Consider the following 14,504-nt stretch of genomic DNA (forward strand, 5'->3'; position numbering starts at 1 on the left):
GCTTCGCCTTAAGCAAAGCCCTCACCTGATGGTTACTCAAAGCGGTTGTTGCAAGATGCTGGCTTTAGACTCAACTATAGCTAGATAATGCGACAGAAGTTTCTTAATTATGATCTACATTCAGAAATAGCAAATATTTTCCGCTAAACTAGAAAATACTTTGTTGATTTCATCATCTAGAGTTTATATATGAAAACAAAAATTTCGCAAAATTATCTCAGAAACACTGCTTCTGTTGTTTGGGCAGTTATGCTGATTGGTAGCAGTGCTTCTGCCTCAGCTGCAACGACTTATTACGTTTCCACGTCGGGAAGCGACTCCAATTCCGGCACGCAGAGCCAGCCTTGGAGATCCATCACCAAGGCTGCAACTACTATGAGAGCGGGCGATACTGCTATCGTTTCGGCAGGAACATATAACGAAGCAGTTACGACAAACAGTAGCGGCGCATCCGGCAGCAAGATAACGTTTAGAGCTTCCGGTTCCGTGACAGTGACGGGGGGATTTGCGATAAAGCATGCTTACAACACAGTTGATGGATTCTCCATAAATAAAGATTTAGCAATATCGGCTGGAAATTGTGAAGTTTTAAATAACCATTTTATTAACGCCCGTATTTATATGCCATCCGGTAATCCTGCTAATTGCTTATTAAAAGGAAACCATATTGAGTCAACCAATAGTTGGGGTGGAGATTGGGTCGCATTTGATCTTGGGGGAAGCAATCATATAGTCGAGAATAATGAGATCGGGCCATCAAAAGATACCGATGTTTTTCGTCCCTTCGGAACCGGTCATATAATTCGAAATAATTATATTCATGACATAACTTTATCTCCTGGTTCCGGTGCCCACATGGACATATTCCAAGTATTTGCTGACAATGGAGAAATATCAAATAATATTGTCTTTGAAAATAACCGCATCATAAACTCGGAAGGTCAGATGTGCATGACATCTTCGGATGGGCTTACTGGTATACATGATTTTGATGTGAGAAATAATCTATGGGTAAACGTTGCAATGCAATGTAATGTAGGCATTCCTTACTTTAGATTTTATGGGAATACTCTCTACAACGTGGGCGCAACAAATGGATTTGCTTTTAATGTGTGGATAGGGCCGGCCGGCAATCCCAACCACGCGCGGATCATGAATAATATTTTTATTGCTGCAGGCGGGCTGAATGCAACTAGCGCAGGTGGTGCATATGGATTTCCTGCAGGAAGTACTGATATGGTAGGGGACTATAACTTTATCGCTAGGGGGCCAGGTAGTGGATACGCTAAGGTGTCGGGATTTACTGAAGCCCACGGCATAAATGGCGGTGACCCTAAATTTGTTGGTTTGTCTACGAATGATTTTAGACTTCAAGCGGGCAGTCCAACAATCGATAAAGGCACGACTATATCCGGACTTACTTACGATCTAGATGGGCTCGCCCGCCCCCAAGGCGCCGCCAATGATATCGGGGCGTTTGAGTATAATTCGAGCGGCAGCAGCATAGCAACAAACACAGTAACATTAGTGGCTCCACAAAATCTAAGAGTACAGTAAAAAGAAAGGCCGACTCCGGAAAAACAAGTCGGCTGCTTATGTGAAGTTTCTATCTGTGCAAGGAGCGCAGATAGAAACAAAATACTGAACAATCTAAAACTTATTCAACTCATTGTTGTGGCAACGATGCTTGGCGGCATAATGCGCGCCATTGCGGAACAATCGGCTGCTCCGAATCCTCATCGAAACGAGAAGCGGGTTATACCAACAGGTGAAGCGCAAATACCGTATCATGCAGTCATCAATTCTACCGCAAATATGATGTTTGAAGCAGCCACCAGTCCGGGCAAATGAGCAGCCAACACAGACAAAGGACCAACTGTTTCATAGTCTTCATAGCGGATAGCAAGGGGTCGAAGACTACTAGCCATTAGCCACGACTTTAAAAGGGATGTGTTTGTCAAATTCAACATTGTCTTATCGAAAGGGCCATATATCTGAGCCCGTTTTTTGCTTCTGCCAAACAATCGTCCTGACAATCTTCTGGTTAGACTCAGATTCGGAACGCTTCCCACGATGACTCCTTGGTCATTCAGAAAGCTCCCCAATTCCGTAAGAATCTCAACAGGGTTCGGTAAATGTTGCAGAACTTCTGATAGTACTATGGCGTCGAATTTGCGCCCAGCCAGCATCTCGAAGCTCTGTTTAAAATCTGGCGACAGAACCTGTATATCCTTTTTTTCCCCCAGTTTACCAATAACCGAATCGATCGGTATCACCACCACGCGTTTGCCTTCCTCTATCAAATGAGTTTCCGTCGTGCCCCATCCGCAGCCCACTGAGAGAATTTCCTTAGCAGCAGCTGGAATTAACCGCAGAATATCATATCGGCAAGGTTCATAATAACTTTTATCCCATACTGGAGTATGCAAAGGCTTCTCCGTGACAAAAAGCTCCTCGCTAGATCTGTTATGTTCCAAGATTTCCCGGAGCGCCTCCAGTTGCAGGTTATACCTTTCTTCATCCAATCCAACCCGATTCAAATATGCATTAGACAAGTGATGAATCTCAAAATCTCGCATATGCGAGAAGCATATAACTCTTGTCAAACCGCATTGCGTATAGGGATCTGTTCCAGCAGAACATATTAGGTCATATCGGCCACTATGTGGTGGCACCAAAAAACCTCCCGATGCAAGAGCCCTTCTCAAGTGTTCTTGAGTCAAAATAAAGCAGGCAGAATGATCATTCGAAAACTTTGCAAATACGTATTCTCCGGATTTTCTAACCGATCCAGGAACCCAATGATAGGAACCAAAAACATCGGGGTAGTTTTTTTTACCGTTAGGATAAAGCTCATACCTTACAAATCCCGGAATAAATTCGTCGTCAATTGCCTCTGTTGCTTTTAGGAAAGCAATTATGTTTTCCTGACGTATGAGCGTATCGTCTTCGGTATGTATAAAAAGGTCATATTTCTCAACATTTTCAGCAAACAGTTGTTTATGCGCAAAAGGAAGAGACCATGGATCTTTTGAGGGAAGACCTACGAGCACAGTAACATCAGCCCCATAATTTTTTGGAGCCTCAGATAGAACGAAAATATCCACATCAAATCGCATTGAGCGATATTCCTTAATGAGTTGCTTTGCATACTCGATGTTTTTCATTCCATAATTAGCGATTGTAACTAGAATTTTCATTATTCCCCCTATTGAGAATTGGATAAAACACTTGAATATATACCCGATGTTCAACTTTTAAATTTAACAGGCTGTTGAAATTTAAAAATCTTTCCCGCTCTGGGCGATAAAAATCACATTTTTAATAGAGCTGCGCACGTAATCCATTGATTATTCGTTGTCGTCAAACAGTTTTTTATGACCTAAAGTGGCATTTTCGAGAAATTTTTTCCACCGATCTCTATTTTTCAACAGTCTGTTAACAGTTTCTACTTGTCGTCTAACCGGCATAAGCTATTTAATAAAATCTTAGGGTGCGAAATTTTCATATTTTTCCGTATAAGTGTTTGCGAACCATGTCATTGCTGTGTGAGAAGCTCTCTTTTAAAATGGGGAGGGATAGATCCTTTATCACCTAATAACAATCCGTTCAGACCTTCGAGCATGTCTTACGGGGCATCACGCTCATCAACATCATCCGCAACAGTGAAAGCATAACCGCAAATTTACCCCATCAAAACTGATAACCACATGGCCTTCAAAACCGTAATATTTTTCGTCCTTTGCTGCACAATAATCATAATCGGCTTCACCTCGAAAATAATGACATCAAGGTGCGCGAGTGATTTTACAAACTAGCATCAAGAATCCCTTAACAATGCACATGTTGTCGCATAGAAACTGACTTGTTCAGCTAGACGTTTGAGAACGCGCTCTTTTAGCGTCCATAAGTTAGAGCTTTGCTTAACAATGTTTGCCCTTAATTCCAAATTCGAAAACCAGCTATGCCAGTAATTGTGCGAAAATATCGCAAGTGACTATTATGTTGGTCTTTTCCCTCAAATTCATCAACGATCTCTATGGTAATAACCTCGCTATCCGTCAATTATGATTGAAAACTGCGCGTCCGTAACGGCTTTTGAACAATTTTGCTGTACATATTGACTACAGTAACACCCACAAATCATAAAGTCTTCTACTAACATGGCTTTTCTTCAATAGGTTACTTTTTGAGTCAATAAAAACTGTCACGTGTGAGACCATGCCTTCAATCGATTGCATCAAAAGCTGAACATCACTTAAGCATCGATAACTTATTAAAATAAACGTATTCAACTGATGAATTTAGATTCATCGAGATTGCCTGATCTGCCTAATGAGACTCTTCATCCGACGGGCAATTCCTAAAGTAGCCGCATAGAATGGCGGCGGCAAGAGATTAGAAATAGTAAGATCGAAGCCCATCAAATATAGATGCCATGTTATTGAAAACCTGTCTCGGTAAGGCAAGATCCCAATGAAATTTCTGATCAATTGGCCGATGTTCCAGGATCGTCGGTATAACTGAACCAATGCCAAATTCAACCTGCTCGACTCGAAGGAATCATTGTCCTCCATCAAACAACCACGAACATTAATACTTTCTACTCTGACATACAAATCATGAAGAGCATTAAGCCAGTTATCCCCAGTATGCAGTGAAAGAATTTGACTCTGCACTCGTTCGCCGCTTCGGCGACGAAACTCCTCATCGCGTATTAGCCGGGTTAGTAAGGCTTGATACGATTTCATGTCATTTGCCAATTCCATCGCGTTGTCAAGACCAGGGGCACCTGCACCAAGTAGCTCCAACTCAGGATTCGGGAAGTAACCGATGAGTGGAACACCAAGGGCTCCGGCTTCGAGAACAGAAGTAATCGAGGAAAATGGAACTGAATCCAGGTAGACATCGGCCGCTGCATAAAGAAGATCATTATCATATTGAGTACCAAGAGGGACAATTCTACCTTCTGTTAGGATACTAGCCGATAGCCATGAACCTTCTGGATCCGGTCCCACTGCTAGCAAGACTGTCTGCGGGTTTTCAGAAATAACAGGGACAACTAGATCCAGAAAGCCAATCTGTCCAGGGGAACTGTATTTGAAGGGCGCGGCAATCGTCAATAGGAGTACAATATCAGATTCATAACCGAGCTCACGTTTTGCCTGTACTCTAGTAACCGAGGAAGGAGAAAAGTGCAGAGGAATTGGGAGAATCGAAAACTTTTCAGAGTTCAATCCACGCCGATTCCTTAGAAAAAGGGGTGATTGTCTCCTGAGATGTACTACAAAGTGCGCAACACTCGCACCTATCCAAAAGGTATGATCAGAATGGTTAACGAAAATCGTTTTAATGGAATCGCACCCGACCGCTAGTGCAAGCAGTGGAACGATGTCGTACGGGAAGAGGTGCAATACTACTATATCCATCTCTTGACATAACACCCGCAGTTCGCGCGCTTGTTCTAAAGGATTAGATGTTGATGCGTTAGGCATCCAAAGAAAACCGCCAGAGTTTTCAGTTGATCGTCTTAATATCTCAGGAAACTCATGATCACCTTCAATTTCGTCCTGCGAAGTGATGGCGACGAAGTGTTGATTGTTACGATCTTCTTGTATCCATCGCCAGACGAACCGACTGTCTCCGCCGACAGGTCTACCGTAGCTCAGAATATGCAAAACTTTCCTCATGTTTTCGTCATGGTGTTGCACACCGCAAACCGAAGCGACAGGTATCTCTTTCCCTATGTCAAGCAGAAGCCGCTCAAGCCTCGGCGATCCGAAAAGACCAACGTTTCCAGGGAATGCATAGCGAGCCGCCATCTGCGCAAGCCTTACGGCAGCTAAGAAATTTCCAGCCGCGAAAACTTCTTCAGCCAGCGTTAATAATTTACAGAAACGAGCATATGACTCGCTGTGGATAAACATTATCTTTCTAAGCCCCTAATTAAAAAATGTTATAAAACATGGTGTAGATCCTGCTTTTTTCATACCTAAATAAGCCATTTTCCAGGTTGTGCTACACACACCAAATCAATCATCATTTTTGACTTGATCTGGAAGTGCCGGTATTTCCCTCTGGATGACCAATCTTCGTTTCCAGCGAGTCTTCACATATTGGGTTATCTGTAATTTATCCAGTAGGCTTTTTCCTAGCTTATTAAATGTTTTTGTTATGCTATGCAATATATGCAAGCCCCTCCCCCGCATTGAGCTTGAAAATACATAAACCGGGCTTTCAACAAAATATTCTGAACATAATCGTCTCTTATAGTCAGCATCGCCGAGTCCGAAGTCAATCACGTTGACTTCTGTTCCGCAAAAATCCTGGAAAATTCTCATAAGCAAAATTGTCCCCAATTCATAGGTTCTATATGCTGGATCGAAACCTGTGGCGGCCAAATGGAGGGTAGTTTTATATACGAAACCATAATAAAAGGCTTTTGGTTCGCCCTTGATATATAACACGTAACCGCGCAATCTCCCGTGTCGAGCATCCAGTACAACGCGCTGAATATACTCCTCGTTGTAAAGAAACCCCACTTCAAGCTTTCGATGGTAGGTTTTGCAGGCAATCGCTTCTGCGGCTTCAACAAACTCCATTGCTAAGGCTTGGGTGTCGTAGCGTTTTATGATCCATTGTTCACCGAATTTTTTATCAAGAACTTTAGGATATCGACTCAGCTCGTGACGATGCTTTTTCTTTCGGCTTTTTAGAAATGCTTCCCAAGTTGAAGGTAGGGACAATAGCCAGTGCTTGGATCCTTCTTTGTCCAAAGAACAGCGGGCGTAGTTGAAAACTCGTTTTAAAGCATCAAGCTCCGGAGAACCGAATCTGATTTGTTCAAAAATGGCTAGATCAATTTTTTTTTCAAGCATCAGTCTATCAACAAAAGCCAGTATTCTTAACCAGTGAGACTCACTCTTCTCCCCCAAAAAACCTCCACCAATAAACACAAGCTGTCTGACAGATATCTTCCCAAATGTTGCATAGCCAAAACGCATCCTGCTTTTTTCCATTTCGATCCGCCCAACCAACAGTGATACGGGTTTCTCATTTTCATACAAGACAATAACACATGGCACAACTGTCTCGGCCCGACTGTGAATAATCAGATTAAAGAATTCATAATCCGCTAACGGATGCCATTGCGTCCCTTCCCATAATGGACGAACAACATCCATTTTCGCAAGTGATGTAATAACCTTTATCTTATATTCTTGCATTGTCATATGAATTCCTAGGTTTAGTGATATCTCTCTTTCTGTAAATATTCTGTCTTACTCTGTTCTGTCCTAAATTAATATCTTTTGCAGCCTGTATCTTGGTTTCTATACATGCCTGGGAGATCGACGAAACGGCAGCTAAGTGCATGAACCAGATTACATAGGTTTGATCAAAAGTATAAGTAATACCAAGCCAGGTAGAAATGTGAACCAGGATCACACAGCCAAGCCCCCATAGAAAATATTCAGTATCATTTGGCAACTTTGCAGAGGAACGAACAATTTCCAAAGCCTGACCAATTGCTTGAAATGCTCTCGTTATAAGAAAAATGAAAAGTACCATCGCTAAAAAACCAGAATCCAGCCCGAATGCAAGATACTGGTTAGTGATATCGGCTACACCCGTAGCCACCGGGTGATACGGAAACCAGTCTTTGGTCTGCTCCAAATCCATTCCAGCAAGCCACCATTGATCAATATCCTCAAAGGCTACTTCCATTAAACGGGAGCGATGCCAACCGTCACCACCTGAAAATGAACTCACCTTGGCAGGAAGATACCATATTGGAGCTTCCATTACAGAGGCCAAAGTAATGATGAGGCAAACAAGCAAACGTCTTACAAGTGACATCTTTGTTTTAAAAATCCAGAATAGCCAACCGATTAGTCCCATAGCTGCAGCGCTTAAAGGTCCGCCCGAGTTTGACAAATAAACAATTCCTAAGCACAAGCCAATTCCGTAAAAAGCGCGAATGCGATTGTTCCGGTCAAAAAATAAAGCAACGTATAGCGGCAGAAAAGCGGCTCCAAGGGTGCCTAATAGTGATGAATGTCGAAAACTGCCCATGCAACGAAGTCTTCCATTACGTTCGACAAAACTCTCTCCGCCTATCAAGACAAACGGATTTTCGCGAGTCAGCATTTCGACTAATAATAGGGCTACATAAGGAAGAAGAAAAATGACGAAAATACATAGAAACCATTTCAGATCATCAATACTTATGATAAGAGCCCGAAAGGTGAAGTAACACAAAGAAGCATCAACCATCATGCCGATAGCATATGCTTGGCCCACATTAGATCTAATCAGAAAAACTAATGTACTATATGCATAGAGCGAAATAAAGACTCGATCTATGCCGTTGAGTTTAAAGAGCAATAACTCCTTTCGTGCCATGACTCGGGCAAAACCTGCAAGCTCCAGAAGCCTGATAGCGAACAAGTTAAATCCAAAAACATTAAGCACTTGCCCATTGGTAAGATATAGCACTCCTGCCATCATTCCAACCAAGGCCCATCTCCGAGGCGCCCAAAATACCAATGCAATCAGTATAATTAAAATGCTTGCACCAATATCATTCATAATTTTTTTGTCCTTAAATAGCGAGTGGTCAATAAAAATTCAGTTTTAAATCTTGAATTGGTTTTGTTATGTTAATATTTGGCTTGTAATGTCCAGCAAAAACTGGACACTTTCTTAGCACGTTTTCCTATAAAATTATTGTTCAAATTTTGATAACAATTGGTAATCCAGTTTTAAATGCGTACGAACCGTGCGGAATAATTCTGGTAACCCGCAAAATCTTCATCATTACCTTCACCTAAAAGAAAATCCTTCACATATCTAAGCGCTTCCTACGAGAAGAAATGTACTGAGACAACCTGCGCCTTTCTAACTAATATTTCGAGTCGCCAAAGAAACTCGTACTGGAAATTCTAAAACCGCTAACGCGAAACAGACGATTCGTAATATTTAAGTGCCAAATCGTTGAGAGATCGTCTTAGCTAAAAGTCTCTCAGCCCAATATTCCCTTCCCATCGAAGCCTATTGTTAAGTTGCACACCTCTTTATTACTATCTAAACTCAAGACAAATGAGGAATCCATCCAACCACTCAAAAATAAGTCCACCTGAACCGCCCCGGTTTTTCCGGAGGCTGTTAGTTGTGAGTCATGCAGCAAGAGCCGACTCGGAAAGTTGTTGATAATACCTTGTTTCTGCTTCAGCCGGAGGGATATTGCCAATTGGCCCCAGCAAACGTCGTTGATTAAACCAATCGACCCAAGTCAACGTTGCCAGTTCCACGGCTTCGCGGTTTTTCCAGGATTGTCGATGGATCACCTCGGCTTTATACAGCCCATTGATGGTTTCGGCCAGGGCATTGTCATAGGAGTCGCCCACGCTGCCCACCGAAGCCTCAACACCGGCTTCTGCCAAACGCTCGCTATAACGGATCGACACGTACTGCACGCCGCGGTCACTATGGTGAATCAGACTGCAATCCCTTGCTGGCTGACGATCATACAAAGCCTGCTCGAGCGCATCCAATACAAAGTCAGTCTGCGCGGAAGCGGAGACCTTCCAACCGACGATATAGCGGGAAAAGACATCGATCACGAAGGCTACATAAACAAATCCTTGCCAGGTTCTCACATAGGTGAAATCTGCCACCCATAACGCATTCGGATGCTCGGCGCTGAACTGCCGATTGACGCGATCCAAAGGGCAAGCCGCGTCGGCGTCGCTGATCGTCGTTTTGACCGTTTTGCCACGTACGATCCCTTTCAGCCCCATTTGCCGCATCAAGCGTTCTACCGTGCAACGCCCCAGAGAAAAGCCTTCTCGCTGCAATTGACGCCACACTTTGCGGGCGCCGTAAGCTTGGAAATTCGCTTCCCCAAACCCGACAAATCTGTTGGCTCAGCACGTCGTCGCTTAGAGCTCGGGCGGATCGCATGTCTGGATTGGCCCTACACGCGGCATGCAGATAATACGTTGACGGGGCAATCGGCAATACCTTGCAGATCGGCTCGACCCCGTAATCATCACGATGATCATCGATGAACGCTTTCATGGCTTGAATCGGCGGTCGAGCTCCGCCTGGGCAAAATACGCCGACGCCTTTCGCAGAATCTCGTTGGCCTGCTGCAACTGGCACACTTCGCGTTCCAACGCCTTGATGCACTCCGTTTCGTTGCCCACGTCTTTCGGGTCTCCACTCACTTTTTGCGCTTGCCTGATCCAGCGGCGCAACGTCTCCGCCGTACAGCCGATCTTGGCTGCAATCGATTGAATCGCGGCCCATTCCGAAGCGTATTCGCCCTGATGTTCGCGCACCATGCGAACCGCCCGCTCCCGAAATTCGGGTGAATAATGGTTTGTGGTTTTCTCTTTCATAGCTTCATCTTCTCAAAAGTTGAAGCCTCCATCAAACCCGGGGCGGTTCAACCGAAGAATCTTTACCCATATGTAGAAAAATGCCTCAAGTGCGGGCTTAGTTCTGTTGTTGCTGATTTACAGGCTGTTTATCAAAACAATAAATTGATACATTTCCTAACCATTTATTTCGATTCTTATCTAAGGAGAAACCAAACACTATTCGTGTCATTTTGTACATATTTTCCTGGCTAAATATTCTGTGGCTTCCAGGTGGAGGAAGAGAATATCGATAAAAAGCTGAAGGTGAGAGATTATGCTCTTGGCATGTAAGAATTATGTCTTTGGTGCGAAGCCAGTTAAGTTTATGTTTATTAACAACGAGATAGTCTAACATTCGATGATAAAGTCCGAGAATTGCTCCTATAGGATGATAACTATCCGTAACTTCTAAAATTAAGATTCCACCAGGTTTTAAAAATCGAGCAATTCTTGCAATAACTTCTGCTGGTGAATCAACATGCGCAAGGACACCAAGGCAAAGAATCAAATCATATCCCTGCGGATCGAGTTCCGTATCGATGAAGTTTTCGTTTATGAATTTAACCCTGCCACTTATATCTTCAGTAATTTTCTTTTTCGCTAGCGAAAGCATACTTGACGACATATCCAATAGCGTTAGTTGTTGACATTGGTAATGCGTTAACAGTGGCAATGAGATGGAGCCATCGCCACAGCCGATGTCGAGAATATGTCCAAATGTTTTTTTTTGAATAAATTCCTGCACTGTCTCAAAACGGATTCGAATATCGAACGCTCTCCGTCCCAAATACCTTATCGGCTCCTCAAAAAATAATCTTACTTGATCCGTATGAGAATTAATTTCTTTGGCCGTCATAATCTTGCCTCCTAAATAATTTGAGTGACTTCATATCAGCTTAAACTTCTATAGTTATAAAACTCATTGTGCTGTGAAAGTTTCCTAAGGTGCTTTACGGATAGGATGAAAATCTTCCGAAAAAATTCAGTTTCCCGCTCGCCGATTTTACCTGCCACCGTTTAGGTTTTTATTATTACGGATTGCCATATTAAATACATTGAATCAACATGTTAGTATCGGATAGGTGTATTGATGATTTTATGACTAGAATCATTATGTTAAATAAAACATCAACAATCTTTTACTATCAATTATAGTCATGCAACGACTTCTCCAGCCCAATACTCCAACGAAATATAGCGAACCACTTATTAAAGGCTTTGTCCCATTGTCTTTTTTGATAATTAATCAGCCAAACTGGGAAAAACAAAGTTAGCAGCGTCAACCGGATAACTGCGGTACTACTCATTGCCAGTCTATACCCTAAACTGTATAAACTACCTCTGGTTTTCCGTAGCTGACGAAACACCGCCTCTCGCATCATGACTTGAGAAAAACAGCTTCTTTCGTTTTGGGTGCTCCCACCGCCGTAGTGAATGATTTCTATTGTTGGAACGAAGTAGTTATTAAATCCAGCCATAGTCGTTTTATAGCACAGATCGAATTCTTCAGCGTACATGAAATAATCAGCGCTAAACTGACCTACTTTGTTGAACACATCCCGTTCAATCATCATGCAGGCTCCCGATATCATTTCTACAGTCACAGGGGTAATAACCTTATCGAATGTCAAAGCTGAATTCCATAAGGTGATCTTCGGGAACCAGCGCAGTAGAGTATCTGTATCAAGAATCTGGTTCAAGATAGTGGGGAACGGCTGTACACAACTTGTTTGCAGCGTTCCATCGCTATTGAGTAAGCGACAACCGACTACTCCAGGGCTGTGAAGATCCTGATAGTGGCAGTAAAGGTTTTCGATAGCATGTCCCCGCACCTCGGTATCAGGATTCAAAAACAACAGTACGTTGCCATGTGCACAACTTGCGCCGATATTGTTGGCGCGAGCGAACCCCACGTTGAACTCACTCTGGATAAAGTGGACTTGTGGGTAGAGGTGCTGCAACATATCCCCGCAACCATCGAAGGAGGCAGAATCGACCACAATGATTTCGTACTTGATGCTAAAAGAGTTAGCCAGAATCGACGCGATGCAGTTTCGGAGATAATCTTTAGAATTCCAGTTAACGATAATAATAGAAAGCTCAAACAACGTCATTTCTGCTCCATAACAGGCTGTTGAAAAACACAGCTTATGCGATAGATCTGTACAATATATTGCTTCTCATGGTGCAAAAAACCACTCCATATTGTTGGATCGTTTTAAAATTTGACCTTTTTCAACAGCCTGATAAAGGGTAATTAGTTCAATGTCTTCCATATATGCTGGGCTGCAATAAAAGGCGCAGAATCTGCTGTCGCCGCAAGTAGCAAATGGCTTCGTTATCCGGTACCTGAGGTATCCTTAAAATATAGCCCGAATAGAAACCTGCCATCAAAGCCATTGATTCAAATAGAATAGGTTTATGTACGACTCGCTTGACACACTTTAATAACATGAACAACGGATGGTAACCGGTAATATAGTTAGCCCTTCCGTTCTTGAACCAGTTGCGCCAGCTACCGTCCACGCTACCAGTAGGCTTGTGCTGGACTAATTTTAGCTCAGTGAAAGTCCGTGTAGTCCAGCCGTGCAGATTCGCCTTCACTTCATCTATAGTGTCCCATCCCGGCGCGCTAATCAAAGGGTTGATCTTTTCCCAACATGCTCGGCGATATATTTTTGTTGCGCCTCTTACATGAAATGGAGGATCTCCTAAAGAGTCAACCCTCATTTGTCCATTGTCCAATTGACAGACTGTTCCGCCGCCTATTCCCAACTCAACTTCGGTGTCAAAGATTTTATAGCACCGCTCGAAATAATTCGGATCAAATGACAGATCGCCATCCAACTTGACAATGAAGTCCCAATTCTCATCGTTCAAAACAGAGTACCCAGCATAAAAAGCTTCAATCACCCCACCTCCAGCTGATCTGAATCCTCGGTTGCCTCTGTGAACAACTTTTATCCAACTATTATCTTTAGCATGACTATCCAAAATTTCACTAGTACCGTCTGTCGATCCATCATCAACAATGATCCATTGGTAAGGTAGAACTGTTTGACGGCTTACGGCTGCGATTGTCTGTTCGATGTATCTCGCCTCATCACGCACCGGCGTGATGATGATATATTTAACTTTACTGTTCAACTTCTAACTCCCAAAGCGCCTTTAGCTTTCTTGATAAATTGCCGGCCATTTTATAACCTTACATTTCTAGAAATGGTCTAGTGAAAATACTTAGTTCTTTAAGTGCCCGTAAAGGTTAGTAATTGCAGAGGATTGCTCTCAATCGCTTATACGTTAGTTGCCCCTTGTGCAACCAGTCATAACATCCTGCTAGTTTTGCCCGAAAGAACTGCAAGTCATCACAATCGTTTACCGGCAAACGCCTCAGAAAGAGGGGAATGTCATCAACAGTCGAAAGCCCGATGGAAGTTGTTACCCCAGCGGTGTATCCGTGATCAGATAATATCATGCCGAACATCTTAGTGAACGCAGCATTCTCTTCCGGAAATCTATAAGGGTATGAAAATAAAGATACTGGGTATCCTATAATTTCCTCAATCATTTGTTTGGATTTAATCAATTCATAAACAATTTCATCTTTTGATAGCTTTTTAAGTTGAGGATGATTAACTGTGTGAGAGCCAAATTCAACGTTGCTTTTCACAAGTTCTTTTATTTCTTGTACCTTGAGACATTCATAGCCAGTAAGGAAAGTCTTGTTTATTAAACCGCTGGTAAGAAACACTGTGGCCTTAAAGGCAAATTTCTCAAGTATAGGAAAAGCAGTGGTATAAAAATCCCGTAAGCCATCGTCAAAGGTGATGACTGCGACGGGACGCTGGTAATTAAATGATTTGACTGATGTTGACTTTTCCTGACTTGATTTGTTTGATAACGACATTTCCTGGAGCAAACGCACTGCTTCGGAAAGCGTCAGCACTTCATATCCCGATTGACTTAAAAAACACATTTGTTGTTCGAAACGCTCAGGTGTGGTTACTGTCCGATAATAAGGATGTAAGTGATCGTCTAAGTGCTCCGAAACGCTGTGATACATCAATATCGGGATTCGAA

General features: G+C 42.8%; 9 protein-coding genes, 1 pseudogene and 1 other annotated feature. Of the genes and pseudogenes, 1 reads left to right on the forward strand and 9 read right to left on the reverse strand.

What is annotated here, in order from left to right:
- The first annotated feature begins 189 nt into the window (after nt 1–189).
- Nucleotides 190–1,557, forward strand: a complete 1,368-nt coding sequence (locus tag ACEPPP_RS04095) for a choice-of-anchor Q domain-containing protein (RefSeq protein ID WP_374089775.1) — start codon at nt 190–192, stop codon at nt 1,555–1,557.
- 230 nt (nt 1,558–1,787) lie between these two features.
- Here the strand turns inward: ACEPPP_RS04095 and ACEPPP_RS04100 are convergent, their stop codons facing one another.
- The 9 genes and pseudogenes from ACEPPP_RS04100 to ACEPPP_RS04140 form a co-directional block, all read right to left on the reverse strand.
- Nucleotides 1,788–3,200 carry a class I SAM-dependent methyltransferase gene (locus ACEPPP_RS04100; RefSeq protein ID WP_374089776.1) on the reverse strand — a complete coding sequence of 471 codons (1,413 nt, stop codon included), beginning with the start codon at nt 3,198–3,200 and terminating at the stop codon, nt 1,788–1,790.
- 1,110 nt (nt 3,201–4,310) lie between these two features.
- Nucleotides 4,311–5,927: a hypothetical protein gene (locus ACEPPP_RS04105; RefSeq protein ID WP_374089777.1), complete on the reverse strand. Its 1,617-nt coding sequence runs from the start codon at nt 5,925–5,927 to the stop codon at nt 4,311–4,313.
- A 105-nt stretch (nt 5,928–6,032) separates the two neighbouring features.
- On the reverse strand, nt 6,033–7,232 hold the full coding sequence (locus tag ACEPPP_RS04110; protein WP_374089778.1) for a GNAT family N-acetyltransferase: 1,200 nt from the start codon (nt 7,230–7,232) through the stop codon (nt 6,033–6,035).
- Nucleotides 7,213–8,589 carry a hypothetical protein gene (locus tag ACEPPP_RS04115; RefSeq protein ID WP_374089779.1) on the reverse strand — a complete coding sequence of 459 codons (1,377 nt, stop codon included), beginning with the start codon at nt 8,587–8,589 and terminating at the stop codon, nt 7,213–7,215. Before ACEPPP_RS04115 ends, ACEPPP_RS04110 begins: the two co-directional genes overlap by 20 nt.
- Nucleotides 8,590–9,176: 587 nt before the next feature.
- Nucleotides 9,177–10,403, reverse strand: a pseudogene (locus ACEPPP_RS04120) (IS3 family transposase).
- Nucleotides 10,006–10,122 (reverse strand) — a sequence feature (AL1L pseudoknot). Its footprint overlaps the pseudogene before it by 117 nt.
- A gap of 97 nt (nt 10,404–10,500) precedes the next feature.
- The gene (locus tag ACEPPP_RS04125; protein WP_374089780.1) at nt 10,501–11,280 is read right to left on the reverse strand and encodes a class I SAM-dependent methyltransferase; all 780 of its coding nucleotides are present in this window, start codon (nt 11,278–11,280) and stop codon (nt 10,501–10,503) included.
- A gap of 289 nt (nt 11,281–11,569) precedes the next feature.
- Nucleotides 11,570–12,538: a glycosyltransferase family 2 protein gene (locus ACEPPP_RS04130; protein WP_374089781.1), complete on the reverse strand. Its 969-nt coding sequence runs from the start codon at nt 12,536–12,538 to the stop codon at nt 11,570–11,572.
- 148 nt (nt 12,539–12,686) lie between these two features.
- Nucleotides 12,687–13,571 (reverse strand): glycosyltransferase family 2 protein, encoded by an 885-nt coding sequence (locus ACEPPP_RS04135; RefSeq protein WP_374089782.1) that lies wholly within the window; start codon nt 13,569–13,571, stop codon nt 12,687–12,689.
- Between the two features lie 115 nt (nt 13,572–13,686).
- Complete coding sequence (locus tag ACEPPP_RS04140) at nt 13,687–14,487, reverse strand: polysaccharide deacetylase family protein (RefSeq protein WP_374089783.1); 801 nt, start codon at nt 14,485–14,487, stop codon at nt 13,687–13,689.
- Nucleotides 14,488–14,504: the final 17 nt, after the last annotated feature.

The sequence above is a fragment of the Methylomicrobium lacus genome, from assembly GCF_041897535.1.
GTDB lineage: Bacteria > Pseudomonadota > Gammaproteobacteria > Methylococcales > Methylomonadaceae > Methylomicrobium > Methylomicrobium lacus_A.